This window comes from Candidatus Pseudomonas auctus (assembly GCF_048654275.1).
Taxonomy (GTDB): domain Bacteria; phylum Pseudomonadota; class Gammaproteobacteria; order Pseudomonadales; family Pseudomonadaceae; genus Aquipseudomonas; species Aquipseudomonas pharyngis.
The window spans coordinates 97,200-122,211 of the sequence record NZ_JBJYZK010000017.1; the positions used below are offsets into that span (position 1 = coordinate 97,200).

The 25,012-nt window shown below is 63.5% G+C and carries 17 protein-coding genes; 8 read left to right on the forward strand and 9 right to left on the reverse strand.

The features are described from left to right. Positions 1–155 precede the first annotated feature (155 nt). The gene (locus ACKUG4_RS25265; RefSeq protein ID WP_074689194.1) at positions 156–1,727 is read left to right on the forward strand and encodes a sensor domain-containing diguanylate cyclase; all 1,572 of its coding nucleotides are present in this window, start codon (positions 156–158) and stop codon (positions 1,725–1,727) included. A gap of 60 nt (positions 1,728–1,787) precedes the next feature. Here ACKUG4_RS25265 and ACKUG4_RS25270 read toward each other — a convergent pair whose 3' ends face one another. The 4 genes from ACKUG4_RS25270 to ACKUG4_RS25285 form a co-directional block, all read right to left on the reverse strand. After that, a complete protein-coding gene (locus ACKUG4_RS25270) occupies positions 1,788–2,078 on the reverse strand; it encodes a hypothetical protein (RefSeq protein WP_085648174.1) in 291 nt (96 codons plus the stop codon). 77 nt (positions 2,079–2,155) lie between these two features. Beyond that, on the reverse strand, positions 2,156–4,585 hold the full coding sequence (locus ACKUG4_RS25275) for a TonB-dependent siderophore receptor (RefSeq protein ID WP_445435078.1): 2,430 nt from the start codon (positions 4,583–4,585) through the stop codon (positions 2,156–2,158). Between the two features lie 99 nt (positions 4,586–4,684). Further along, positions 4,685–5,644, reverse strand: a complete 960-nt coding sequence (locus ACKUG4_RS25280; protein WP_445435079.1) for a FecR domain-containing protein — start codon at positions 5,642–5,644, stop codon at positions 4,685–4,687. Further along, on the reverse strand, positions 5,644–6,150 hold the full coding sequence (locus ACKUG4_RS25285) for a sigma-70 family RNA polymerase sigma factor (RefSeq protein ID WP_445435080.1): 507 nt from the start codon (positions 6,148–6,150) through the stop codon (positions 5,644–5,646). The genes ACKUG4_RS25280 and ACKUG4_RS25285 overlap by 1 nt, the downstream gene beginning before the upstream one ends. 240 nt (positions 6,151–6,390) lie before the next feature. Between ACKUG4_RS25285 and ACKUG4_RS25290 the strand changes: the two genes are divergently transcribed. Then, the gene (locus ACKUG4_RS25290; protein WP_064598013.1) at positions 6,391–6,831 is read left to right on the forward strand and encodes a carboxymuconolactone decarboxylase family protein; all 441 of its coding nucleotides are present in this window, start codon (positions 6,391–6,393) and stop codon (positions 6,829–6,831) included. Between the two features lie 4 nt (positions 6,832–6,835). Here the strand turns inward: ACKUG4_RS25290 and ACKUG4_RS25295 are convergent, their stop codons facing one another. After that, the gene (locus tag ACKUG4_RS25295) at positions 6,836–8,428 is read right to left on the reverse strand and encodes a DHA2 family efflux MFS transporter permease subunit (protein WP_085613167.1); all 1,593 of its coding nucleotides are present in this window, start codon (positions 8,426–8,428) and stop codon (positions 6,836–6,838) included. Further along, positions 8,425–9,546, reverse strand: coding sequence for an HlyD family secretion protein (locus ACKUG4_RS25300; protein ID WP_064380928.1), 1,122 nt, complete (start codon positions 9,544–9,546; stop codon positions 8,425–8,427). The genes ACKUG4_RS25295 and ACKUG4_RS25300 overlap by 4 nt, the downstream gene beginning before the upstream one ends. Positions 9,547–9,783: 237 nt before the next feature. On the opposite strand from ACKUG4_RS25300, the gene ACKUG4_RS25305 reads away from it, so the two are divergent. The 5 genes from ACKUG4_RS25305 (at position 9,784) to ACKUG4_RS25325 (ending at position 20,400) form a co-directional block, all read left to right on the forward strand. After that, a complete protein-coding gene (locus ACKUG4_RS25305; protein WP_064598007.1) occupies positions 9,784–11,511 on the forward strand; it encodes a ShlB/FhaC/HecB family hemolysin secretion/activation protein in 1,728 nt (575 codons plus the stop codon). A 94-nt stretch (positions 11,512–11,605) separates the two neighbouring features. Then, positions 11,606–16,075, forward strand: a complete 4,470-nt coding sequence (locus tag ACKUG4_RS25310) for a hemagglutinin repeat-containing protein (protein WP_445435081.1) — start codon at positions 11,606–11,608, stop codon at positions 16,073–16,075. Positions 16,076–16,353: 278 nt separating this feature from the next. Continuing rightward, positions 16,354–16,854, forward strand: a complete 501-nt coding sequence (locus ACKUG4_RS25315; RefSeq protein ID WP_064598003.1) for a sigma-70 family RNA polymerase sigma factor — start codon at positions 16,354–16,356, stop codon at positions 16,852–16,854. Positions 16,855–16,894: 40 nt separating this feature from the next. Beyond that, positions 16,895–17,878: a FecR family protein gene (locus ACKUG4_RS25320; RefSeq protein ID WP_445435082.1), complete on the forward strand. Its 984-nt coding sequence runs from the start codon at positions 16,895–16,897 to the stop codon at positions 17,876–17,878. A 98-nt stretch (positions 17,879–17,976) separates the two neighbouring features. Further along, positions 17,977–20,400 carry a TonB-dependent siderophore receptor gene (locus ACKUG4_RS25325; RefSeq protein WP_236191557.1) on the forward strand — a complete coding sequence of 808 codons (2,424 nt, stop codon included), beginning with the start codon at positions 17,977–17,979 and terminating at the stop codon, positions 20,398–20,400. 114 nt (positions 20,401–20,514) lie between these two features. Here ACKUG4_RS25325 and ACKUG4_RS25330 read toward each other — a convergent pair whose 3' ends face one another. Continuing rightward, on the reverse strand, positions 20,515–21,666 hold the full coding sequence (locus tag ACKUG4_RS25330) for an MFS transporter (protein ID WP_007955928.1): 1,152 nt from the start codon (positions 21,664–21,666) through the stop codon (positions 20,515–20,517). 196 nt (positions 21,667–21,862) lie between these two features. On the opposite strand from ACKUG4_RS25330, the gene ACKUG4_RS25335 reads away from it, so the two are divergent. Beyond that, the gene (locus ACKUG4_RS25335) at positions 21,863–22,855 is read left to right on the forward strand and encodes a diaminopimelate epimerase (RefSeq protein WP_445435083.1); all 993 of its coding nucleotides are present in this window, start codon (positions 21,863–21,865) and stop codon (positions 22,853–22,855) included. 148 nt (positions 22,856–23,003) lie between these two features. Here ACKUG4_RS25335 and ACKUG4_RS25340 read toward each other — a convergent pair whose 3' ends face one another. Together ACKUG4_RS25340 and codA are read right to left on the reverse strand one after the other, a co-directional pair. After that, complete coding sequence (locus tag ACKUG4_RS25340; RefSeq protein WP_445435084.1) at positions 23,004–23,660, reverse strand: carboxymuconolactone decarboxylase family protein; 657 nt, start codon at positions 23,658–23,660, stop codon at positions 23,004–23,006. A 114-nt stretch (positions 23,661–23,774) separates the two neighbouring features. After that, entirely contained in the window at positions 23,775–25,010 is a 1,236-nt protein-coding gene (codA, locus tag ACKUG4_RS25345; RefSeq protein ID WP_085648185.1) for a cytosine deaminase, read from the reverse strand. Between the last annotated feature and the right edge of the window lie 2 nt (positions 25,011–25,012).

Genomic DNA, 25,012 nt, shown 5'->3' on the forward strand with positions numbered 1-25,012 from the left:
GCGTCGCAGGTCATCCAATTGCCCTGCGCGCCGATAGCAACAGGGTCGGGATTGTCTCGGTGGCGCTTGGTTGCCCCACACAACCCGGTGGGCTACGCTCACAAAAACAAGGGTTTCGGGCTTTTGCCCCTGTCGTACCTGCCCAGGACACGCTTTTGCCTATCCCCATTCACGATCCGCACCAGGCCCCCGGCGGCACCCTCAAGCGTTTGCCCCTGCGCAAGGCGGCGGTGTTGTTCATCGTGGCTGTGTGTCTGAGCCTGTCCGGCCTGTTGTATTTGCAGATCGAACAGTCGCGGCGCCAGGATCTGGCCAACGCACAGGTGTCGTCGGCCAACCTGACCCGGGCCATGGCTCAGCAGGCTGAAGACACTTTTCTGGCAGCGGATCTGGTGCTGACCAGCCTGGTCGACTGGGTTCAGGACGATGGTTATGGCGCGGAGCAGAAGCCGCGTTTGCAGAAAACCCTCGCGCGGCGGGTGCAGCAACTGGAGCAGTTGCACGGCATGTTCCTGTTCGACCGCGAAGGGCAGTGGGTGATTACCTCGTTCGCGGATCTGCCGCGCGGCCATGGCGTCGCGGATCGCGAGTACTTCAAGTTTCACCAGCAGAACGTCTCGGCCGTGGCGCACATCGGCCCGGCGATCCGCAGCCGTGAGAACGGCGAGTGGATCATCCCGATCTCGAAACGGGTCAACGACCACGCCGGCAATTTTCAGGGTGTGCTGCTGGCCGGGATCAAGATGTCCTACTTCGACCGGTTCTTCAAAAGCTTCAGCCTGGACGACAACGGCACCATGTTCCTCGGCCTGACCGACGGCACCTTGCTCGCCCGGCGGCCGTTCGACGAGGCCCTGATCGGCACCTCGCTGGCCAAGGGCGAGATCTACCAGAAGTTGCTGCCCAATGCAGCCGCCGGCACCGCGATGATCGATTCGGTGGTCGACGGTGTCACCCGTCTTTATGGTTACCGGCAGCTGGAAAGCTACCCGTTGGTGGTCGCGGCGTCTTCATCCCGGGACACGATCCTCCAGGGTTGGTATGACCGGGCGTTCCAGTCCAGCGTCATCGTGGCGCTGGTGATGCTCGGCGTGGGGCTGTTCGGCTGGGTGTTCATTCATCAGGTGCGCGATGGCGAGCGGATCGAGAAAAACCTGCGCAAGGCCCAGCGGACGCTGGAGCAGATCGCCACCCACGACAGCCTGACCGGGCTGGCCAACCGGCGTCTGTTCGAGCGCTCGCTGGAGGTGGAGTTTGCCCGGGGGGCGCGGCAGTCGAGCCCGGTGAGCCTGATCATGCTCGATATCGATTTCTTCAAAAGCTACAACGATGCCTACGGCCACGTGGCCGGCGACCATTGCCTGACGCAGGTCGCGCAGGTGGTGAAGAACTGCTGCCAGCGCAAGTCCGATCTGGCGGTGCGCTATGGCGGGGAAGAGTTCGCGGTGTTGCTGCCGGACACCGACATCAACGGCGCGCTGGCGATTGCCGGGCAGATCCGCCGCAGCGTCATGGACAAGCACATCACCCACAGCGGCTCGCCCACCGGTTATCTGACGGTGAGCCTGGGCTGCTACTCGTTTATTCCACTGGGCAACGACAGCCCTGAGCTGTTCATCCAGCGTGCCGATGCGGCGCTGTATCAGGCCAAAAACGCCGGCCGCAATCGCGCGGCCGTGTTGTCGATGGACGTCGGTTTCGGCGAATTGCTACGTTCGGATCGCTGACAAAAAACGATAGGGTTCAGACACAGGCCATGGCGTTTACCACGGCCTGCTCTTGTTCGTTCATCCGCCAGTGCCACCGCCGGCGCCGCCCGTGCCGCCACCGGCCGAACCAGTGCCACCTCCTGCTCCCGAGCCTGAACCGCTGGCACCGCCGTTGGTGCCGGTGCCGCCGCCGGAAGTGCTGCCGCCGGACGGCGAGCCCGGCGTATTGTCCGGTGGCATGGGCGAGCCATTGGTCGAGCCGGATTTGGTGCCCGTGGCATCGGCGCCGTCGTTGGCGGCGAATGTCGCGGCTGAGCCTGTGGCCAGCAGGCCGATCAACAACAGCGAGGTGAGTTTGCGCGTCATCATGGTCTGTCTCCGGAAAGGGGATTACCTGATATTGGTCAGACGCGCCGAACCCTTGGTGCCGGCCGGATGACGAGCGGTCAGAAGTCCACGGTGGCCGACACCTTCAGCGTACGCGGCGTGCCCTGGGTCAGGTAACCGCCGTTGGCCGAGGCCCAGTAAGCTTCGTTGGCGACGTTCTCCAGATTGGCCCGCAGGGTGATCTGCTTTTCATCCAGTTTGAAGGCATAGCGCGTGCCCAGGTCGAAACGGTTCCACGCCGGAATGCTTTGAGTATTCGCCGCGTTCAGGTACTGGCCGCCGGTGCGCAACATCCGCGCGCTGAGGGCCGCGCCTTCGAGGCCCGGAATGTCCCAGTCAGCGCCGAGGTTGAATTGGAAGCGCGGCACCCCGACAGCACGGTTGCCGTCATTCACGCCGTTGCTGCTGCCTTCCAGTTCAGTCTTCATCACGGTTGCGCCGCTGAGCAGGCGCAGGCCGTCGAGCGGTTCGCCGTAGACGTTGAGTTCCACGCCTTTGTTGGTCTGCTGGCCGTCGACCCGGAAGATCCCGTCCTGGGTGTAGCTCGACGGTTGCTCGATGCGATAGACGCCGAGGTTGGCGCCGTAGCTGCCCATGTCCAGGCGCACGCCGGCCTCGATCTGTTTGCTGCGCACCGGGGCGAAGGTTTCGTCGCGGTTGATCGCGGTGGTCGGCGGCGTCGGGCCCTTGGCCAGGCCTTCGATGCGGTTGGCATAGAACGACACATGCTCCCACGGCTTGATCACCAGGCCGTAGACCGGGGTGGTGATCGACTCTTCATAACTGGAGGTGCGGGCGCCGGTGGCGGTGCTCCAGCCGTCGACTTTCAGCTCTTGGCGGCGCACGCCGAGGGTCAGCAGGATGCGGTCATCGATGAAGCCGAGGGTGTCGGAAATCGCCTCGCTGCGCAGGGTGTTCTTGCCGGTGATGCGCGGGTCATTGATGTCGCTGGCGAACGAGGTGGGCGCCGGGCGCGGCTTGTCGGTGACGTTGTACAGGTTGGTGCTGTAGCGCCCGGCGGTGCCGATGGTTTCGAACGCCGAGCGCTGCTCGCCCCAGATGCCAGCCCAGCCGAGGTTCAACTGGTGCGTAACGGGGCCGGTGTCGAAACGGCCGTTGAGCCCGGCCATGGCGCTCTGGTTGTCCTCGTCGTGGGGTGAATAGAGCATGCCGCCACGGGCGTTGCCGTTGAGGTCGGTAACGGTCAGCGACGAGTAAACCCCGTTCTCGCGGGTGTGCTTGGCGCCGCCGGACACGTAGGCCGTCCAGTTGTCGTTCAGGTCGTATTCGGCGCGGGCCATGCCGAAGGTGTCTTCGAGTTGCGAATAGCTCCAGCTCTGGGCATAGCTGGCGTTGGCGTGCGGCACCTTGGGGGCTTTGGTCAGGCTCGAATCGACGTAGATCACTGAGCGCCCTTGGTTGATCACCTGCTTCTGATAGCCGAAATCGGTCGAGACCCGCAGGCGATCGCCGCGATAGTCCAGGCCGACGCTGAACAGCGACGAGCGCTGGTCTTCGTCATCGACGGCAGTATCGCCTTCGCGCTGCATCAGGTTGACCCGCGCTCCGAAGCGGTTGTCCTCGCCAAAACGCTGGCCCAGATCCAGATGCCCGCCGACCCGACCGTCGGCGCTGTAATCGAGGGTGACGCTGCGGGTCGGCGTATCCATCGCGCGTTTGGGTTGCAGGTTGATCCCGCCCCCGATGCCGCTGCCGCTCGGGGTCACACCGTTGACGAATGCATTCGGGCCCTTGAACAGTTCGACCCGGTCCAGCGCTTCGACGGCAATGATCTGCCGGGGCAGCACGCCATAGAGGCCGTTATAGGAAATGTCATCGGAGGCCAGCGGCAGGCCGCGGATCATGAACATTTGCGAGAAGTTGCCGAAGCCGTTGGACTGGCGCACCGAGGCATCGTTGAGCAACACATCGCCAACGGTCTGGGCCTGTTGGTCGGCCATGGTCTTGGCGGTATAGCTGGTGACGCTGAAGGGCAGGTCGTTGACCTCCTGGTTGCCGAGCATGCCGATCTGCGCGCGGCGCGCGACCTGTTCGCCGCCGTAGGTATCGCCGCTGTCGTCGCGCAGGGCGCTGACGTTGGTGGCGCCCAGTTCCAGCGCGCCTTCCGCCGCGACTTTCGGAGCCACGGTGTAACCGTTGTGGCCGGTGCTGATCAGCTCGAAACCGCTGCCTTCCAGCAACCGGGCAAAACCGCTCTGCGCGGTGTAACTGCCTTGCAGGCCCGGGCTCTGGCGATTACCCAGTTGCGCCGGATCGAACGACAGTGGCACGCCAACGCTGACCGCAAATTGCGCCAGCACATGGCTGAGCAGGCCGGGGCCGATGTTGACGGCGCGGCTGGCGCTTTCACTGACGCTGTCGGTGGCGTGGGCGGCGCTCGGCAGCAGTGCGCTGAAGGCCAGGGCCAGGCTCAGGTTCAGGGCCTTGAGCGCAAACGTGGCGGGGCGGGGCGATGGCATTGCGGTCATTCGGTGTTCCTGTCGGGGGCGTGGAATTGAAAGGTCTATCCACTCACCGGACGAGTCGCGAAAAGGTATCAGTGAATACGGAAAATATTTTCCGAGGGCTCAGACACGCGGTTCCACCGACAGCCAATAACGGGTCAGGCTGTTGATGTTCAGCGGCAACGTGTCGCTGAGCAGACGCAGGCTGGCGTCGGTGTCGCGCAGGGAAAACGCCCCGGACACGCGCATCGCCGCGACGTCCGGATGACAGCGCAGCACGCCCCGGCGATAGCGGCTCAGCTCGCCGAGCAATTCGTCCAGACGCATGTTGCTGGCCAGCAGCATGCCTTTGTCCCAGGCCAGGGACGCGGTGTCGAAGGTTTCGGCGCTGTCGAAACTGTTGAGCTTGAAGCGCTGGCGTTCGCCCGCCTGGAGAATCGCGCTCTGCTTGAGCAGTTGCGGGGTGATCTGAACCTGGCCTTCGAGCACCGACACCTGGCTGCGCGAACCCTCGGTGCGCACGCAGAATCGCGTGCCCAGTGCGCGGGCCACGCCTTGCGGGGTTTCGACAATGAACGGACGGGCGCTGGTGTCTGCGGCGGTGTTGATCAGCACTTCGCCGTTGAGCAGCAGAACGCGACGCTCCACCGGGCTGAAAGCGATGTCCACGGCGCTGTCGGTGTTGAGCACCAGTTGAGTGCCGTCCGGCAATTGCAGGTTCTTCTGCTCGCCGACGGCGGTGCGCTGGTCGGCGGTCCATTGCTGCCACGGTACATGCTGCGAAGCGATGCCCAGCGGCCCGGCCATCAACAGCAAGCCGAGGCGGGTGAGGGTCTGGCGACGGCTCAGGCCTTCCTTGCGGGACGCGCGTTTCAAGGTCTGGAGCGCGACGTTGGCCGGCACGCTGCGCAAGTCCCCCAACAGCGCTTCGGCCCGTTGCCAGGCGATGGCGTGCTCGGCGCTGCGGGTGCGCCATTGGGCGATGGCCTGGTGGTCGGACGGGGTCGCGGTGCCGGAATGCAGTTGCACCAGCCAGTCGGCGGCTTCGCCGAGAATCTGCGGATTGATCATCGACGAATTCATCAGGCGACACTCAGGCAGGCAATGAACGCGGCACGCATGTGCCGTTTGACGGTGATCAGCGAAACATTCAGGCGCGTGGCGATCTGCCCGTAGGTCAGGCCTTCGATCTGCGACAGCAGGAAGGTCTCGCGGGTTTGCTCGGGCAGTTCGCGCAGCAGCGCTTCGATGCGCCACAGGGTTTCGAGAATCAGGTAGCGGGTTTCCGGCGACGGCACTTCGGCGGCGGGCAGGTGCGCGATGGTTTCCAGGTACGCGCGCTCCAGGTCCTGACGCCGCCAGCGATCGATCATCAGGCCTTTGGCGATGTGCGTCAGCAGCGCCCGGGGTTCGCTGCCCAGCGGCTTGATCACCTGGCGGGTGAGCAAGCGCAGGAACGTATCGTGCGCCAGGTCGGCCGCCTCGCAGCGGTTGCCCAACTTGCGCTGCAGCCAGCCCTGCAGCCACCCGTGGTGTTCGCTGTAGAGCGTCTGGACTTGCTGATTCAACGGCTGATCGAGGGACGACATGGAGGGCAGGTACTCGTTTCGGGCGTCCGTTGCCAGAGATGCAATCGAGAGTGCGATTAGGGTGCAATTAAGAATTGATCGCATTCTAGTGGCGCGCAACGAGTGCTGGCAATTGCCCATTCACACTTTCTTTTCTGACACCCGCGCAGTGGCCTACCCATCTTCCGGGAGATTGGCTATTTGCCGGTCCGGACGCCGGGACTAACGTAGCCCCACATTCACTTGCCCCGGAGAGTCGCCATGAAACCTCGTATCGATTTCTACACCGCGTCCCCAGATGCCCTGAAAGCGATGATCGCCCTGGAAACCGCCGTCTCGAAATTGCCGCTGGAAAAAAACCTGATCGAACTGGTCAAGCTGCGCGCTTCGCAGATCAATGGCTGTGCGTTCTGCATCGACATGCACACCGCCGACGCGATCAAGGGCGGCGAAACCCCGCGCCGGTTGTTCGCCGTGACCGCGTGGCGTGAAGCGCCGTTCTTCACCGAACGTGAACGCGCCGCGCTGCTGTGGACCGAAACCCTGACCCAGCTGAGCCTGACCCACGCCCCGGACGAAGACTACGAAGTGGTCGCTGCGCAGTTCTCGCCTCAGGAAATGGTCGACCTGACGGTCGCGATCAGCACCATCAACAGCTGGAACCGTCTGGCCGTGGGCTTCCGTAAAACCCCACAGGCCTGATCGATCAATGTGCATCGGCACTCGGCGCGGCCGGCGGTTGCACCTTGCGCATCAAGGGCACCATCGCCGTGGCGATGCCGAAGCACACCATGATCATCAGGAACGTGTCGCCGTAGGTTTGCGTCTGCGCTTCACGGTAGGTCAGCAGCCACAGCTGACGCAGGCTGGCAGTGAGGCCGACATCGCCGCTCTGACCCAGCGCGGCAAAGTTGCCGCCGACCTGGGCCAGCCACTGATTCACCGCTTCGTTGCTGCTGTTCAGATGCTCCGCCAACCGGGTGAAGTGCAGGTTGGTGCGGTCGTTGAGAATGGTCGCGCACGCCGCAATTCCGATTGCACCGCCCAGATTGCGCATCAGGTTGAACAGGCCCGACGCATGCTTGAGCCGCGCAGGTGCCAGGCCACCCAACGTCAACGTTACTGCCGGCGGCACCGCCAGTTGCTGGGCGATTCCGCGCAGGGCTTGTGGCAGCAGCAATTCTCCGGCGCCCCAGTCATGGGTGATCGGACTGAATTCCCACATCGACAAGGCGAACAACGCCAGGCCCGCCATCATGATCCAGCGCAGATCGATGCGATTGGCCAGAAAGGCGTACAGCGGAATCGCCATGATCTGGAACACCCCGGTGGAGAAAACCGCCAGACCAATGTCCAGCGCGCCGTACCCGCGCACCCGGCCGAGAAACAGCGGCGTCAGGTAAATCGTCGCGAACAGGCCGATCCCGGTGACGAAGGAAAAGAAGCAGCCGAGGGCGAAGTTGCGATCCTTGAGGGCGCGCAGGTCGACGATCGGATTGGCCACGTGCAGCGTGCGGCCGATGAAGGCCAGGCCTGCGAGGCCACTGATCCATGCGGTGGTCAGGATGGTCTGGTCGCTGAACCAGTTCCAGCGCGGGCCTTCCTCGAGGGTGTATTCCAGGCAACCGAGAAACAGCGCCAGAAACACCATGCTCAAATAGTCCGCGCCCTTGAGCAGCGACAGTTCCGGCTGGTCGATCTTCACCAGCATCGGCACCGCCACGGCGACGAAAATCCCCGGCACCAGATTGATGTAGAACAGCCAGTGCCAGGAGGAAATGTCGGTGATCCAACCGCCGATCACCGGGCCTAATGTTGGCGCCAGCGAAGCCACGGCGCCGATGGTGGCAGCGGCGATGACCCGCTGTTTGCCGGTGAAGAAAAAGAACGCGGTGGTGAACACCAGCGGAATCATCGACCCACCGAGAAACCCTTGCAGCGCGCGAAAGGCGATCATGCTCTGGATGTTCCAGGCGATGCCGCAGAGCAGGCTGGCGAGGGTGAAGCCGACCGCCGAAGCGCAGAACAGCCAGCGCGTGGAGAACACTCGCGACAGCCAGCCCGACAGCGGAATCACGATGATCTCGGCGATCAAGTAACTGGTCTGCACCCACGCCGTTTCATCGGTGCCGGCGGACAACCCGCCGCCGATATCGCGCAGCGAGGCCGAGACGATCTGGATGTCCAGCAGCGCGATGAACATGCCGATGCACATCGTGGCGAAGGCGAACACTTTGGTCGCCGTCGCCATCTCGGCGGCGTTGAATGGCTGCGCGGCGGCGGTGAGGGCTGTGCTCATGGCGCGCTGGCCACAGCCGTGGTTTCAGGTTGGGCGCGGGTGTCGACTTCAGCGGTCACCGACAGGCCCGGACGCAGGTGGCCGAGCACGCCGTCCGCCGGGTCGAGCAGGATCCGCACGGGTACACGCTGGACGATTTTGGTGAAGTTGCCGGTGGCGTTTTCCGGCGGCAGCACACTGAACTGCGAACCGGTGGCCGGGGCGAGGCTGTCGAGGCGACCGTGGAATTCCTGGCCGGACAACACGTCGGCGCGGATGCTCACGCGCTGGCCGGGTTTCATCCGCGCCAGTTGGTCTTCCTTGAAATTGGCATCGACCCACAGGCCGCTGGCCGGCACCACCGACAACTGCTGCGAACCGGCCTGGGCATAAGCGCCGACCCGCGCGCGGCGATTGCCGATCACGCCGTCAACCGGAGCGCGCAGTTCGGTGTAGCCGAGGTTGAGTTGCGCCAGATCACGCTCGGCCCGGGCTTGCTGAAGGGCGGCGCGGGCCTGTTGTTTCTGGGTTTCGATCACGGTGAGCTGGCGTTGCGCGGCCAGCAATTCGGCCTGGGCTTTGGCGCTCAAGGCTTGCGCGGTCTTGAAGGTGGCGTCGGCCCGTTGCGCGCTTTCCACCGAGACTGCGTTGGTGGTCACCAGGCGTTTGTAGCGCGCGTTGTCGTCCCGCGAACGGGCGGTTTCGGCGCTGGCGGCATCGATGCCGGCGCGGGCCTGACCGATCACCGCTTGCTGCAGTTGTTCGGTGGCATCGAGGTTAGCCAGCAGCGCTTCCTCAGCGGCGACCGCGCCTTCAGCCTTGGCCAGATTGGCGCGGTAGTCGCGGGCATCGAGGCGGATCAGCACGTCGCCGGCCTTCACCTTCTGGTTGTCGCTGACCAGCACTTCCTCGATGTAACCGGCGACTTTCGGTCCGATCACCGTGACGTCGCCGCCGATGTAGGCATCGTCGGTTTCCTCGAGAAATCGCCCCGTGCCCCACCAATGCACGGCATACAGGCCGGCGAACACCAGCGCGGCCAAACCCGCAGTGGGCAACAGCAGGCGTTTGAGCAGGGGAGGTTTGGGAGCACTGACCGGAGCGGCGAGATCGGGTTCTACGGTGGGCATGCTGGTCATGGCGTAATACCTGAGAAAGCGGAATGGCTATTACGACCGTAATATGACGCGAGTAATATTTTGTGGCAATTGATTTTTATCGCCGGTCGTCAGATGAAGGTTGTTGAAAGAAGAAGCTGACCATTTGTTTAAGAAATGTAAGCGCTGTAGGAAGCGTCTTGCATTTGTGTAGGAAGGCTCTGACTATCACCGCAATTGATGGGGTGGCATTACGCCAGTTGATTGCAAGGATGTTGAGTGCCGTATTCGCTTTGCGCTGTTTCCAGTAGTCGTTCCCTGCCGCGCCCGCTGTTGTCGGCCTTGTTGTTGAGTGTGTGTGCGCCCAGCGTTCTCGCCGTCGAAGCGCCAGCCCCTGGCCAGGAAGTGCTGCGCCAGCAACAACTGCAACAGCGCGATCTGCAACAACTGCAACTCGAACAGCGCAAGCGCCAACTGGAGCGCGGCGCGTTCGGCCCGACCCCGGCCACACCGGCCATTCCTGAATCGATCAAACCCGACGCGCGCTGCTGGCCCTTGAGCGGCACGCGCATCGGCGGTGTCACGCTGATCGATAAAGACCAACTCAACGCCCGGATCAAACCGCTGCTGGCGCCGTGCATGGGTGTCGGCCAGATCAACCATCTGCTGGCGACCATCACCGCGCTGTACGTGGAGAAGGGCTACGTCGCCAGCCGGCCGTACCTGAGCAGTGCGCCGGCGGCGGGGCAGTCGCTGGATATCCTGATCGACGAAGGCTACATCGAGTCCATCGAACTGGCGGATCAAAGCCTGCCGGTTTCCCTCGGTGGCGCGTTCCCAGGCATGCTCGGCAAACCGCTGAACCTGCGGGATCTGGAGCAGGGTCTGGATCAGTTGAACCGTCTGCGCTCGCTCGATCTGACCGCCGACATCGCCCCCGGCAGCCAGCCCGGTGCGTCAAAAATCATCTTGCGTTCACGTACTTCCGGGCAGTCACGCTGGGCCCTCGGTGCCGGTTTCGACAACCTCGGCAGTGCCAGCACCGGTCGTGATCGCGACACGCTGAGCCTGACCCTCGACAGCCCGCTCGAACTCAACGACCTGTTGAGCCTCAGCGCCAGCGACACCCTTAATCAGGGCGACCGCTACAGCCGCAACGCCAGCCTCTATTACGCGATTCCCTACGGTTACTGGACGTTCAGCACCTTCGCCAGCCACGCCGAGTATCGCGCGCCGTTCAAACTCAGCGCGGCGACCCTGCACAGCACCGGCATCACCGATCAACTCAGCCTGCGCGCCGACCGGGTGTTGTGGCGTGACCAGAGCCATCAGCTCAGTGCCAACCTGCAACTGGCGCACAAGGACGTCGACAGCTATCTGGAAAATGTCCGCCTCGGTATTCAAAGCCCGACTCTGACTGTGGCCGAAGCGGGGCTCAATCTGTTCTGGCTCGACCGCGCGGTGTGGAATCTCGACGTCAATTACGCCCAGGGTTTAAGCGGGTTCGGCGCCGACGACGATGCCGATCGCCAGGTCAACAACCTACCCAAGGCGCAATTTCGCAAGTACCGCGCCGGCCTCAGCCAATGGCGCAACGGCCAGCTCGGCGCGCAAGCCTGGCAATGGCAGAGCCAACTCAATTTGCAGTACAGCCCGGATCCGCTGCCAGCCATCGAACAACTGCTCGGCACCGATGATTCCGCCGTGCGCGGTTATCGGGTCAGCAGCGCGTCCGGCGCCAGCGGCGCGATCTGGCGCAACACCTTGCGCCTGCCGTTGCGCAGCGATCTGCCGATGCAGCTCACCCCGCGCGTCGGTCTCGACCACGGCTGGATCAAGGCCGATCACGGCGCCCCGGTTCAACGCCTGAGCGGCGCCAGCATCGGCCTCAACCTGGGCTGGAAAAACCTGCAAGTGGATGTCGATTACCAACGCAGCCTGAACACCCCGACCGGCCTGCAACGCGAGCCTGAAACCTGGCTGATGCGGGTCGGATTGCAGTTATGAACGTCAGTGAACAACAGCCATCGGACCTGAGCGCGACAGCCGTGGCCTTCAACTCAACGCGCAACGTGATGCCGCACTACATGGAGAGTTTTTTATGCCAATGAATACCTTTGCGTTTCATCTTTCCCCGCGGGGCAAACTGCGCTGGGCGATTGCCAGCCTGTTTCTGGTCGCTCACCTGCCGGGCGCCATGGCCGGCGGTGTGGTGGTTGCGCCCGGCCCCGGCGGCACCGCGCAATTGCAGACCCAGGGCGGCGTCCCGATCGTCAACATCGTCGCGCCGAACGGCTCCGGTCTGTCGCACAACCAGTTCCTCGACTACAACGTCGACCGTCAGGGCCTGGTCCTGAACAACGCCCTTCAGGCCGGGCAATCGCAGCTTGCCGGGCAACTGGCGGCCAACCCGCAATTGCAGGGCCAGGCCGCGAGCGTGATCCTCAACGAAGTGATCAGCCGCAACCCGTCGGCCATCAACGGCGCCCAGGAAATCTTCGGTCGCGCCGCCGACTACGTGCTCGCCAACCCGAACGGCATTTCGGTGAACGGCGGCAGTTTCATCAACACGCCGAACGCCAATCTGCTGGTCGGCCGTCCCGAGCTGAACGACGGCAAGCTGCAAGCCCTGAGCACCCGCGACGCCACCGGTCAGTTGCAGATTCAGGGCGGCGGCCTGCGCAACGGCGAAGGTTCGATCAACCTGATCGCGCCGCGCATCGACAGCCAGGGCGCGATCACTGCCCGTGATCAACTGAACCTCACCGTCGGGCGCAATCAGATCGACTACGCCAGCGGCCAGGTGAAAGCCGTGGACCCGGCGGGCAACACCACCGATCAGCGGATCGACGCCAGCCTGTTCGGCGCGATGCAGGCCGGGCGCATCAACATCGTCAGCACCGCAGAAGGCGCGGGCGTGAAAGTGGGCGCGGTGCAAGTCGCCGGACGTGACGGCGTGCAGATTCGTTCGGCGGGCGACTTGAGCGTCAGCGGCCAGGCGATCCCGGACAGCCTCGACGTGCCCCGTGCCGGCATTCGCAGTAGCCAGGGCGACGTCGGCCTGCACAGCGGCAAGGACCTGACGCTGGCCGCCACCGATGTCAGTGGTCGCGACGTGAAGGTCGAGGCCAAACGCAACCTGACCCTGACCACCGTCGAAAGCCGCAAGCTCCAGGAGCAGCGCGAGAACTGGAACAACAGCACCATCGGCATCACCTGGGAAACCTACGAACGCACCAGGACCGACAGCGATTCGCGCCAGCACGGCAGCCAGATCGTCGCCAGCCGCGACGCGCAACTGTCCTCCGGCAAAGACACCGAACTGAAAGCCGCCAAGGTCGAAGCGAAGAACAACCTCAGCGTGCAAAGCGGCGGTGACCTGCGCCTGACCGCCGCCTCTGAAAGCCACACCCGGACTGATCAGGGCAAGCACCGCAAGCACCTGTGGAAAGCCGATTGGGACAGCAGCAGCGAAGAGCAGCGCAGCGTCACCAGCCAGTTGAAGGCCGGCAACATCGCGCTGCAAACCGCTGCACTGTTGCGCTCCGAAGGCGCCGAGCTGAACAGCGCCGGCGATCTGCAACTGGCCGGTAAACAAGTGGAAATCACCACCGCGACCCGCACCCATCGCAGCAGCGACAACCGCTATTCCGGTGACCTGGTCGGCGGCGGTTTCTTCGGCAAGACCGGCGACGCCGACAAGGGCCAGACCCAGCATCAGGGCAGCAAGGTCAACGCGGCCGGCAAACTGGTGGTCAAGGCCGACGACGTGCGCATCAGCGGCAGCCAGGTGCGTGGCGCCAAGGACGCCAGCGTGATCAGCGACAACGGTTCGCTGACCATCGACGGCGTGCAGGACACCTCGCACAGCAACAATCACGACAAGGACAGCAAGTTCTTCGGCATCACCAAGGACGAGTCCCGGCAGAACAGCAAGGACAGCACCACGGTGCGCAGCGAGCTGGCTTCCGACAGCAACCTCAAGCTCAAGAGCGCCAAGGACATCGAAGTCGCCGGTTCCACGGTCAAGGCCGGTGGTTCGCTGACGGCGGAGGCGGCCGGTGACGTGAATGTGCATTCGGCGCAGAACACCCACGACAGCAGCAACAGCACACAAACCCGTGGCTTCGACGCTTATGCCAAGGAGCAGACGGCGGAGCAATATCGCGCCGGCGTGCATTACTCAGACAAGGCGCAAACCGTCACCACCAACGACGTCACCCAGCAGGGTTCCAGCCTCAGCGGCGGCAGCGTGCAGGTGAAGGCGGGCGGCGATCTGACGCTGAAGGGCGCTGAGGTGAAATCCACCGCCGGCGACACCACCCTGAGCGGCAAGAACGTCTCGCTGCTGGCCGAGCAGGACAGCCACAGCACCTCGACCGAAACCCGCAGCACCGGCGGCGGTTTCTACTACACCGGCGGCCTCGACCGCGCCGGCAGCGGCGTGGATTTCTCGCACAGCACCTCGCAAGACACCACCGGCAAAACCACCGCGCAAACCACCGGCGTGCAGAGCAGCGGCAGCCTGAACATCAACGCTGACAAACTCGCCACCGAGGGCGCGCAACTGAAGTCCGGCAAAGGTCTGAACGTCACCGCCAACGAAGTCGACAACCGTGCCGCCAGCAACACCGAGAGCAGCACCCACAGCGAGAGCAACTGGTCGGCGGACATCGGCGCCAACGTCGAGTACAAAGACATCGCCCGGCCGATTGCCGGCGCAGTGAAAGACGTGCTCGACGGCAAGGTGCCGGACAAGGACGCACTGGCCAATCTCGGTCAGCCGAACGTCGGGATCGACGTGGCAATCGGTCATGCCGGCGCCGATAAAACCGAGCAGGGCAGCAACGCCGTGGTCAGCCGGGTCGACGGCCAGACCGTGGACGTGAAGGTCGGCGGCACGCTGCACGACCAGGGCACCCAGTACAACGCCAGCGCCGGCCAAGTGAACATCAGCGCCGACAAACTGGTGGCCGATGCCGCGAACAACACCCACAGCAGCACCGAAAAATCGGTGGATGCCAAGGTCGATGTGCGCGTCTACACCAAGACCGGTGAAGACGTGAACGTTGCCGGCAGCGGCGCGGGTGGCAGCAGCCAGTCGAGCAAGGACAGCTCCACTTCGGTGGTTGGCGGTTACGCTGGCAATCAGGGCGTGAACATCCATGTCGCCCGCGACGCACAGTTCGAAGGCAGCCGTTTCGATGGCGGCCAGGGCGGTGTCAGCGTCAAGACCGGCGGGGACCTGGCACTCAATCAGGCCAACGACCGCCAGAGCAGCGACAGCTCCAGCCTGCGCGGCAACGGTTCGCTGACCGTCGGCACCTTGCCGGGCACTGACGGCACCAATGTCGATCTCGGCGCCGGGTTCCAGCTCGATCACAAAGGCAACCAGACCACCGACAGCCAGGCGCACGTCGCCAGTATCAGCGGCAACGGCCCGGTGCAATTGAGCAGCGGCGGCAATCAGGTTCAGCAGGGCTCGAAGATCGACAGCGCTGGTGCTATCGACCTCAAAGCTGACGGCAAGCTCGACCTGCAAGCGGCCACGGATTCGCACGTCGCCACCGGCAGCAATCTCGGCGGCGGCCTGAAGGCCGGCGGCAGCAAGACCAGCAGCGAGAAGAGCCGCGATCAGGGCGGCAACCTCAGCGGCAATTTCAACCTCGGCCGGGTCGACGAGAACACCCGGACCCTCAGCGGTGGCCAGCTCAACAGCCAGAACGGCATCGCGTTGAGCGGCGATTCGGTGCACCTGCAAGGCACTCAGGTCAGCGCGCCAAACGTCAGCATCGACGCGCAGAAGGGCGGTTTCGTTCAGGAGTCCGCGCAGTCCACCGACAACCGCAACAACTGGAATGTGGCGTTGAATGCCGGTGGCAATCTGAGCAAAAGCACACCGACCGCCGCCGATGAAAAAGTCAGCAGCGATCACGGCTTCAATGCCGGGGCCAAGGTCGGCGTGGACTACCTGCAAGGCACCACCCAGCAGAACAGTCAGATCAAGGCTGACACGGTGGTGTTGAACAGCGCCGGTGATGCGAGCCTGAGCGGTGCGCGGATTGATGCGCGCAATGTCAGCGGCAACGTGGCCGGTGATCTGTCGGTCGAAAGCCGTCAGGACTCCAGCACTCACGCCAAGGTTGACGTGGATCTGGGCCTGACCGCCAAGAAGACCCCGGCCGACGACAAGGGCAAACTGGCTGGCACCGACTACAAGCCAACGCTGAAAGCCGGAGGCGAATACGCGCACAAGGACAGCGTGAAACAGGCTTCCGGCATTAGCGCTGGTCAGGGTGTGAATCTCACTGTCGGCGGCACTACCCAGCTAACCGGCGCGCGGATTTCCGCCAACGAAGGCAAAGTCGATCTGGGCGGTTCAAAGGTCAGCAGCAGCGACCTGAGCAACCACGACTACGGCGTAAAAGCCGGCCTGGACCTGCCACACAAAACCGAAGAAAACGCACCGAAGGTGTCCCTTGAAAACGGCAATCTGAAAGTTGGTCCGGTGACCGTCAGCGGTCATTTCGACAGTCAGTCACTTCAAGCGGGTATTGACGAAAAAGGCTGAGCCGCCATGCATCAAGGGCTGTTCAGCCAGAGTGGCTTGGCAGCCTGGCGGGATGGAAACTGCACCGCGACTATCGCGGTGCTTTTCATTAGAGCCATGGACGGTGAATACCAGGGGGCTTGGTACGCGGGTGGTTCTGTCCACGCAAGGCAGGGACTGCCGCGAATTAGAGCGCCGAAGGGATAGGGAAAACAGCTTCGTCGGCAGTCCCGAGGAATTCATTGCTTCGGCTTAATAGGAAGCATTACTATTCACGCCCCTTTCTTCAGCACGCCGCAATGACCCCCATGCTGCCCCGCAGACCCGGCTTTCTCGAGCATTACGAAGAGTTGATCGGCACCTGGACCCGTCGCCTGCGCAATCGCTCGCAGGCCGAGGATCTGGCGCACGACACCTTTGTGCGGGTGCTCGAATCCGATTCGTCGGCGGTGCAGCAACCCCGGGCGTATTTGCACCAGACCGCGCGCAACATCGCGGTCGACGGCTATCGGCGTGAGGACCGGCGGGGCGCCATGGAGTCGGAGGCGATCGATCTCAGTGAGGCGCCGACCGGCGACCCGGAGCATTACATGCATGCGATCCAGCTGGCCGATTCCATCGAACGCGCGCTCACGGAGCTGCCGGTCAACTGCCGACGGATTTTCGTCTGGCAGAAGATCGAGGGCCTGACCCAGGCGGAAATCGCCGAGCGCCTGGGCCTGTCCAAGAACATGGTGGAAAAGTATATGATCCGCACCCTGCGGCATCTGCGTGATCGCCTGGACGGGGCGCAATCATGAGCCGTGGCGTCTTTTCATCCCCAGCCAAACAGGACATTCCATGATGGATACTCGTGATTGCGCGTGCGGGCAAACAACGGTGCGCGATGACGCGGCACGCTGGTTTGTGCGTTTGCAGGAGCCGGCCGTCAGCGTCGACGAACAGCAGCGCTTCGACGCGTGGCTGAACGAACATCCCCAGCACCGTGACGAATTCCAGTTGCTGCAAGGCTTGTGGACGGCGGCGGATCTGCTGCCAGCGCCACGGCTCAAGGCCCTGTGCGAAACCCCGCCGGCGCGGCGCGAACGCCGTCCGTTGTTGCGTTACGCCGTGGCGGCCAGCGTGGTCGCGGTGGCGCTTGGGCTCGGGCTGTTCAGCGGCCTGAATCATCCGCAAGGTTACAGCGCCGAATTCGCCACCGCGCTCGGCGAGCGCAAGCATGTGGCGTTGCCGGACGGCTCGGTGATCGACCTCAACAGCCGCAGCCGCTTGCAGGTGCGTTTCGAAAAGGATCGGCGGCTCATCGAGCTGACCGAAGGCGAAGCGATGTTCAGCGTCGAGCACGACACGTCCCGTCCGTTCGTGGTCGAGGCGGGCAGCGGCAAGGTCACGGTCACTGGCACCCGCTTCGATGTGCGCCGCGACGTGACGCAGACCCGGGTCGCGGTGGAGCAGGGCACGGTCAAGGTACAGGGCCGTGATGCGGCCGATGCCGATTTCATCAGCCTCACCGCCGGCCTCGGCACGCGGATCGATGCCCAGGGCAAAGTGGCGCCAGCTTATGCGGTCAACCCGGCGGAGCTGACGGCCTGGCGCAGCGGCAAACTGGTGTTCAACAACGCCAGCCTCAGCGAAGTCGCCGAGGAAGTGTCGCGTTATCGCGACAAGCCGCTGAAAGTCGCCAACTCCGCCGTGGCCAATTTGCGCCTGACCAGCGTGTTCAAATCCGACAACACCGATGCCTTGCTCAAGGCCTTGCCGAACATCCTTCCGGTGGCCGTGCGCACCCTTGCCGACGGCAGCCAGGAAATAATTTCAAAATAAAATTCAGGTTTTTTTCGAGTTCGTCGTCTTCCTGTTCAACTGCAACTGGTTTGCATTAACAGCCGCACACTCTTGCGATCCACAGGACTCCGTTCGACGTGAAAAACTCCACCGCCAAAAACAAAAAATCACCTTGGTTGCCGCTGGCGCTTGCGCTGGCGGTCAACGCCGCCATGCCGATGGCTTTCGCCGCCGAAGCCATCCACATCCGCGCCCAGCCGCTGGGTCAGGCCCTGAGCGAACTGGGCCAGCAAACGTCGTTGCAGGTGTTTTTCAGCCCGGACCTGGTCGCCGGCAAACAGGCGCCGGCGGTGGATGGCAATCTTTCTCCGGAGCAGGCCCTGCGCCAATTGCTGCAAGGCAGCGGTCTGGATTATCAGATCAATGAAGGCTCGGTGACGCTGTCGCCGGCCCCGACTTCCGCTGCCAACGGCCCGCTGGAACTGGGCGTGACCGACATCAAGGTGGTCGGCGACTGGCTCGGCGACGCCGACGCCGCCGTGGTGCAGAACCACCCCGGCGCGCGCACGGTGATTCGCCGTGAAGCGATGGTCGAGCAGGGCGCGATGAACGTCGGCGACGTACTGCGCCGCGTGCCCGGCGTGCAAGTCCAGGAAGCCAACGGCACCGGCGGCAGCGACATATCGCTGAACGTCGGCGTGCGGGGTTTGACGTCGCGTCTGTCGCCACGCTCCACCGTATTGATCGACGGCGTGCCGGCCGCGTTTGCTCCGTACGGCCAGCCACAACTGTCGATGGCGCCGATTTCTTCCGGCAACCTCGACAGCATCGACGTGGTCCGTGGTGCCGGCTCCGTGCGTTACGGGCCGCAGAACGTCGGCGGCGTGATCAACTTCGTGACCCGCGCGATCCCGGAAAAAACCACCGGTGAAATCGGCACCACCCTGGAAACCTCCCAGCACGGTGGCTGGAAACACATCGATACCGCGTTTCTTGGCGGCACCGCCGACAACGGCATCGGCATGGCGCTGTTGTACTCGGGCGTCAACGGCAACGGTTACCGCGAGCGCAACAACGGCAACGACATCGACGACGTGATCCTCAAGACCCACTGGGCGCCGACCGATCAGGACGATTTCAGCCTCAACTTCCACTACTACGACGCCAGCGCCGACATGCCCGGCGGCCTGACGCAGAAACAGTACGACGACAAACCGTTCCAGTCCGACCGCGACTACGACGGCTTCAGCGGCCGCCGCAAGGACGTGTCGTTCAAGTGGATCCGGCAGATCGACGAGCGCACCCAGGCGGAAGTGCTGACCTACTATTCCGACAGTTTTCGCGGCAGCACCATCGCCGCCCGCGATCAGAAAACCCTCAGCTCGTTCCCGCGTTCCTACTACACGCTGGGCATCGAGCCGCGTGTTTCGCGAGTGTTCGACGTCGGCCCGACCACCCAGGAAGTCAGCGTCGGTTACCGTTATCTGAAAGAGGCGATGCACGAGCAATCGAGCCGTCTGGCGCTGGTCAACAATGTGCCGGTGGTCACCAAGACCTCCGACGGTCATGTGTTCCAGGACCGCACCGGCGGCACCGAGGCCAACTCGGTCTACATCGACAACAAGATCGATGTCGGCAACTGGACCGTGACCCCGGGCATTCGCTTCGAGCACATCAGCACTGACTGGCATGATCGCGCCGTGCTCGACACCGCCGGCAAACGCGTCCCGGAGAAAAACCGCAGCATCGAAAGCAACGAGCCGCTGCCGGCCCTGAGCGTGATGTATCACCTGTCCGATGCGTGGAAGCTGTTCGCCAACTACGAGACGTCGTTCGGCAGCCTTCAGTACTTTCAGCTCGGCCAGGGCGGCTCGGGTGACCAGACCGCCAACGGTCTGGAGCCGGAAAAAGCCAAGACCTACGAAATCGGCACGCGCTACAACGATGACGTGTGGGGCGGGGAAGTGACGCTGTTCTACATCGACTTCGATGACGAACTGCAATACATCAGCAACGACGTGGGCTGGACCAACCTCGGCGCAACCAAGCACCAGGGTATCGAAGCGTCGGTGCACTACGACATGGCGGCGCTCGATCCACGCCTTGATGGCCTGACGGCCAACGCCGGTTTCACTTACACCCGCGCGACTTATGAAGGCGAGATCCCCGGCTTCAAGGGCCGCGACCTGCCGTTCTACTCGCGTCAGGTGGCGACCGTCGGCCTGCGTTACGACATCAACCGCTGGACCTACAACATCGACGGCTTCGCCCAGTCCAAACAGCGCTCGCCGGGCACCGGCGTGAATGCTGATGGCAGCTTCAATGGCAATTACATCACCGAAGGCACGGCGGACGGGCAGTACGGCGACATTCCGGGTTACGTGACCTGGAACGTGCGCGGCGGCTATGACTTTGGTTCGCAGCTGTCGAACCTGAAGCTCGGCGCCGGGGTGAAAAACATCTTCGACAAGCAGTATTTCACCCGCTCCAGCGACAACAACTCGGGGATCTACGTGGGTACGCCACGGACGTTCTTCGTGCAGGCCAGCGTCGGTTTCTGATAGACCGAGGTGGCTTCATCGCGGGCAAGTCGAATCGTCGAACCGCAGCTCCCACAGGGAACGTTTGTATCTTGTGGGAGCGGGTTCGCTTCGGGGGCGTTCAGATGATGTTTTTCAGACTTTGAGCGCTTTGCCGCCAATCGCCACCGCCACCAGCAACGTCGCCATCAACCCGAAGGCAAAACTCAGGCTGCTGGCGTGGGCGACAAAGCCGATCACCGCCGGCCCCGCCAGAATCCCCGCATACCCCAGCGTAGTGATTGCCGGCACGGCGATGCTTTCCGGCATCACCGTCTGCTTGCCCACCGCCGTGTACAGCACCGGCACGATGTTCGAACACCCGGCGCCGACCAGCGCATAACCCAGCAGCGCGGCTTGCCAGCTCGGGGCAAAGGTCGCCAGAAACAATCCCGCCGCTGCCAGCAGACCGCCAAACAGAATGATCCGGGTTGCGCCCAGTGCGCGGACGATCCGGTCACCGGTCAAACGACCGGCCGTCATGGTCAGTGCGAACGCTGCGTAACCCAGCCCCGCATAGGCGGTGTCGATCCCGCGTTCCTGGGCCAGAAACACCGCGCTCCAGTCCAGCGCCGCGCCTTCGGTGAGGAATACGATGAAGCACATGCCGCCGATGAACAGCACGATCCCGTGGGGCACCGCGAACGCAGGCCCCGAGCTTTCACTGCCGTAAGGCAGCATGTGCGGCACCGCCTTGAACAGCGCCGCAATCAGCACTACAACCACCACCAGCATCGCCGCCAGTGGCGACAACCCGAGACCGAGCAGGGCGCTCACACCCGCCGCGCCGACGATCCCGCCGAGGCTGAACAGCCCGTGGAACCCCGACATCATGTTCTTGCCGCTGGCCCGCTCGACGATCACCGCTTGCAGGTTCACCGTCGAATCCACCGTGCCCAGCCCGGCGCCGAACATGAACAACGTGGCGATCAATGCCGGAATCGACGACACCGTCGCCAGCAACGGCAATGCTGCACAGATCAGCAGCGTGCCGCCGGTAGCCACCTTGCGGCAGCCAAACCGCGTGGCCAGAATTCCCGCCAGCGGCATCGCCAGAATCGAACCGACGCCCAGGCACAGCAACAACAATCCCAAGGTGCCTTCATCGAGACCGGCGCGCGCCTTGGCGTAGGGGACCAGCGGCGCCCACGCGGCGATGCCGAGCCCGGCGATGAAGAAAGCGATGCGCGTGGACATCTGTTCGAGGCGTCCGGGAACGAACGTGTCTTGTGGGGTGAGGCTGGTCATAACGATCCTTGGCAAAAAACGTTTCAGCAGCGGACATCCTTGCACAGCTCTTCTGTGGGAGCGAGCCTGCTCGCGATGGCGGTGTATCAGACAATGAAAGTTCGACTGACACTACGGCATCGCGAGCAGGCTCGCTCCCACAAGGAATTGCGTTTTACAGTGACGTCTTTGGCAACTCGAAAACAAGGGTCAGTACATGACGCAGTTCTACGATGCACGGGGCAATATCTACGGGGTGATTTCACCGCAGGCGCTGCGGGACTCGGGTATCGATCTGCCCGCCAGTGCCACGCAGTGTGCCTTGTCTCGACTGGCGTGGAGCCGCGCCGCGATCGCCCTGTGCTGCGATTGGCCCGACGGTCAGCGACCTCTCGGCAGCAAGTCCCATCGCAGCGATGGCTTGCTGATCGGCCCGTTTCAATCCTCGCCACCCTTCGATCTGCTGATCGTCAACACCGATGGCACGCTGGCTGAACGCAGCGGCAATGGCCTGACGATCTTCTCCCAGGCGCTGCTCGAACAGGGGGTGATGCCGGAGGAGGGCGCGACGCTGCGGGTGCATCACGACAAACAGGACGCACTATCGCCCGTGCCGACCTCGGTGAAACCGGCGCAAGTGGCGGGCGTGCAGGGCTTCTGGCTGGACCTCGGCCAGCCCGGTTTCGGCCCGGCGGCGGTCGGTGCGCTCGGGGTTGAGTCGCACCCTTTCAATGGCGTGGAAGTCAGCGGTGTTCGACCGCTGGCGCAACTCGATCCTGCCTGGGCGCACAGCCAGTTCGTGCGCATCGGCAATCCGCATTGCGTGACCCTGGTGCAGGATGAAGCCGCATTGCCGAGCGACGCACAGATGCTTGAATCGCCGCTGGCAGACTGTCTGACCGCCATCGCCTACGCCATGCCCACCGGCGCCGGCCAGCCGTGCCCGGCCGGGATCAACCTGCAATGGGCGATGCGCGCTGGCGATCAACGCATTGTGGCGCGGGTGTTCGAGCGGGGCGAGGGGCCGACGGCGTCCTCTGGCACCAGCGCCAGTGCGGTGGCGTCTGCGGCATGGCGGGTAGGCTGGGTGTCGGCGGGAGAGGTGCAGGTGGTAATGCCAGGCGGGACGGCCCCGATTTTACTGGAAGAGCGCGATGGCGAGATGCTCGGCGTGCGTCTGTTTGGCACCGCACATCGGACAAAAAGGTGAAGTCCCTTTCATGATCGTCCCCCCGGGAACGATGGATCCCTTGGGGTTTACTGTGAGCCGACACGCAGCGCTTGTCGCCTGTCAGATCTGACAGGTTGGCTCTATCGTTTGGCGATAAAGCCGCCCCGATCCATAACCATGAAACCGTTCATTGGCCCTTGAACAGTTTCACGGCGGCAACAGTGTCATCGTCCACCGTCACATACAGCAGGGCTTTGGGCTGCGTTTCGGGGCTTTGAAAACACTCGACGATCACAGCCTGTGCTGTGCAGGCTTGCAGCGCCAAACGGTCTGCGTGCCGCAATTGGCGTTTCACGGCGGCACTCAACGGAATTGGTGAATGGCCCTCGCGAACGTCAGAGCAAAATCTCGAAGTGACTTCTCTCGGGGTAGGGGGCGGTGGTGATTCAAGGCCCGCGTCTGCAAACAGATGATTGAGCTGCTCCGCAGCGCTGACCGCTCGGGGGAAACCGGCGAAGGCCGAAGCCTGCAGCAGTATTTCAGTCAATTCACCCGGAGCGAGGCCCGATGCCAGGCCGGTTTTGAGGTGCACGCTCAGCGGTGGTCCGACCATGCCCGAGGCGACAATGGCGGCAAACGACACCGCTTCGCGTAATCGCGGATCAAGACCGGGACGTGAGTGTAAATGTCCGTACACCACGCCGACGGCCAGTTGGCCCAATGCGGGAACGGTATGAAACAAGGCGTCGAGCCTGGCCCCTCCATCGGGCACGAGTTCGACAAACGTATGGCGGCCTTCCTGGTAAAGCGTGGCCATGGGATCGGAAGTGGTCTTTTGATTCATGTCGCGTCCTCACGGATCAATGAGGATGGCAGCGGAGCAACAGCGCGCGAACTACGGCATGACAGTGCGTCCATCGGAGGAAGTCGGCGCCGTTGCAGCGCCGACTTCTACACCTTAGACGAATTCCACCACCGGCATCTGCCGCTTCATCAGCACTTTGCCGTCGCGGATCGAATACAGCGGCAGGCCCTGGCTGCGGATCACTTCGTAATCGCTGTCCGCCGACAGGATCAGCAGGTTCGCCGGGCGGCCCTGTTCCAGGCCGTAGCGTTCACCGAGGTGCATGGCCTTGGCGCTGTTGTCGGTGACCAGATCCAGCGCGCTCTGCAGGTTGCGATAACCGAGCATGTGGCAGATGTGCAGGCCGGCTTCGAGGACCCGCAGGATGTTGCCGTTGCCCAGCGGATACCACGGATCGACGATCGAGTCCTGGCCGAAGCAGACGTTCATCCCGGCTTCGAGCAGTTCGTTGACGCGGGTCACGCCGCGGCGTTTCGGGAAGTTGTCGAAGCGACCTTGCAGGTGAATGCTTTCGGTCGGGCAGGAGACAAAACTGATCCCCGAATGCCCGAGCAGGCGGAACAGTTTGGCGCAGTAGGCGTTGTCGTAGGAGCCCATCGCAGTGGTGTGGCTGGCGGTCACGAGGGCGCCCATGTCGCGACTGCGGGCCTCTTCGGCCAGCACTTCGAGGAAGCGCGAATGCGGGTCGTCGGTTTCGTCGCAGTGCACGTCCACCAGGCAGCCGGTGCGCTCGGCCAGGTCCATCAGGAACTTCACCGAACTGACACCCTGATCGCGGGTGTATTCGAAATGCGGAATCCCGCCGACCACGTCCGCGCCCATGCGGATTGCTTCTTCCATCAGCTCGCGACCATTACGAAACGACTCAATGCCTTCCTGGGGGAACGCGACGATTTGCAGGTCGATCAGGTGACGGCTTTCCTCGCGCACTTCGAGCATCGCCTTGAGCGCGGTGAGTTGCGGGTCGGTGACGTCGACGTGGGTACGCACGTGCTGGATGCCGTGGGCGGCGAGGGTTTGTATGGTTTTCTTGGCCCGGGTCTTGGTGTCTTCCTGGGTGATGGTGACTTTGCGCTCGCCCCAGCACTCGATGCCTTCGAACAGCGTGCCGCTCATGTTCCAGCGCGGCTCGCCGGCGGTCAGGGTGGCGTCGAGGTGGATGTGCGGCTCGACGAAGGGCGGCACCACCAGATTGCCGCCGGCGTCGAGGTCGTCGGGGCCCAGAGTCGGCGCTTCGGTCTGGCGCGCGATGCTGCGGATCAGGCCGTCTTCGAGGTGCAATTCGTGCAGACCTTCCTGGTTGCGCAGTCGGGCGTTGATGATGTGCATCG

What these genes read in the sequence shown, in the direction of transcription:
- ACKUG4_RS25335 (WP_445435083.1), top strand. Translation starts at nt 21,863, where the DNA reads ATGACGCAGTTCTACGATGCACGGGGCAATATCTACGGGGTGATTTCA.
- ACKUG4_RS25275 (WP_445435078.1), bottom strand. Translation starts at nt 4,585, where the DNA reads ATGACCGCAATGCCATCGCCCCGCCCCGCCACGTTTGCGCTCAAGGCC.
- ACKUG4_RS25290 (WP_064598013.1), top strand. Translation starts at nt 6,391, where the DNA reads ATGAAACCTCGTATCGATTTCTACACCGCGTCCCCAGATGCCCTGAAA.
- ACKUG4_RS25340 (WP_445435084.1), bottom strand. Translation starts at nt 23,660, where the DNA reads ATGAATCAAAAGACCACTTCCGATCCCATGGCCACGCTTTACCAGGAA.
- ACKUG4_RS25295 (WP_085613167.1), bottom strand. Translation starts at nt 8,428, where the DNA reads ATGAGCACAGCCCTCACCGCCGCCGCGCAGCCATTCAACGCCGCCGAG.
- ACKUG4_RS25280 (WP_445435079.1), bottom strand. Translation starts at nt 5,644, where the DNA reads ATGAATTCGTCGATGATCAATCCGCAGATTCTCGGCGAAGCCGCCGAC.
- ACKUG4_RS25285 (WP_445435080.1), bottom strand. Translation starts at nt 6,150, where the DNA reads ATGTCGTCCCTCGATCAGCCGTTGAATCAGCAAGTCCAGACGCTCTAC.
- ACKUG4_RS25270 (WP_085648174.1), bottom strand. Translation starts at nt 2,078, where the DNA reads ATGATGACGCGCAAACTCACCTCGCTGTTGTTGATCGGCCTGCTGGCC.
- ACKUG4_RS25315 (WP_064598003.1), top strand. Translation starts at nt 16,354, where the DNA reads ATGACCCCCATGCTGCCCCGCAGACCCGGCTTTCTCGAGCATTACGAA.
- ACKUG4_RS25330 (WP_007955928.1), bottom strand. Translation starts at nt 21,666, where the DNA reads ATGACCAGCCTCACCCCACAAGACACGTTCGTTCCCGGACGCCTCGAA.
- ACKUG4_RS25300 (WP_064380928.1), bottom strand. Translation starts at nt 9,546, where the DNA reads ATGACCAGCATGCCCACCGTAGAACCCGATCTCGCCGCTCCGGTCAGT.
- ACKUG4_RS25320 (WP_445435082.1), top strand. Translation starts at nt 16,895, where the DNA reads ATGATGGATACTCGTGATTGCGCGTGCGGGCAAACAACGGTGCGCGAT.
- ACKUG4_RS25310 (WP_445435081.1), top strand. Translation starts at nt 11,606, where the DNA reads ATGCCAATGAATACCTTTGCGTTTCATCTTTCCCCGCGGGGCAAACTG.
- codA (WP_085648185.1), bottom strand. Translation starts at nt 25,010, where the DNA reads ATGCACATCATCAACGCCCGACTGCGCAACCAGGAAGGTCTGCACGAA.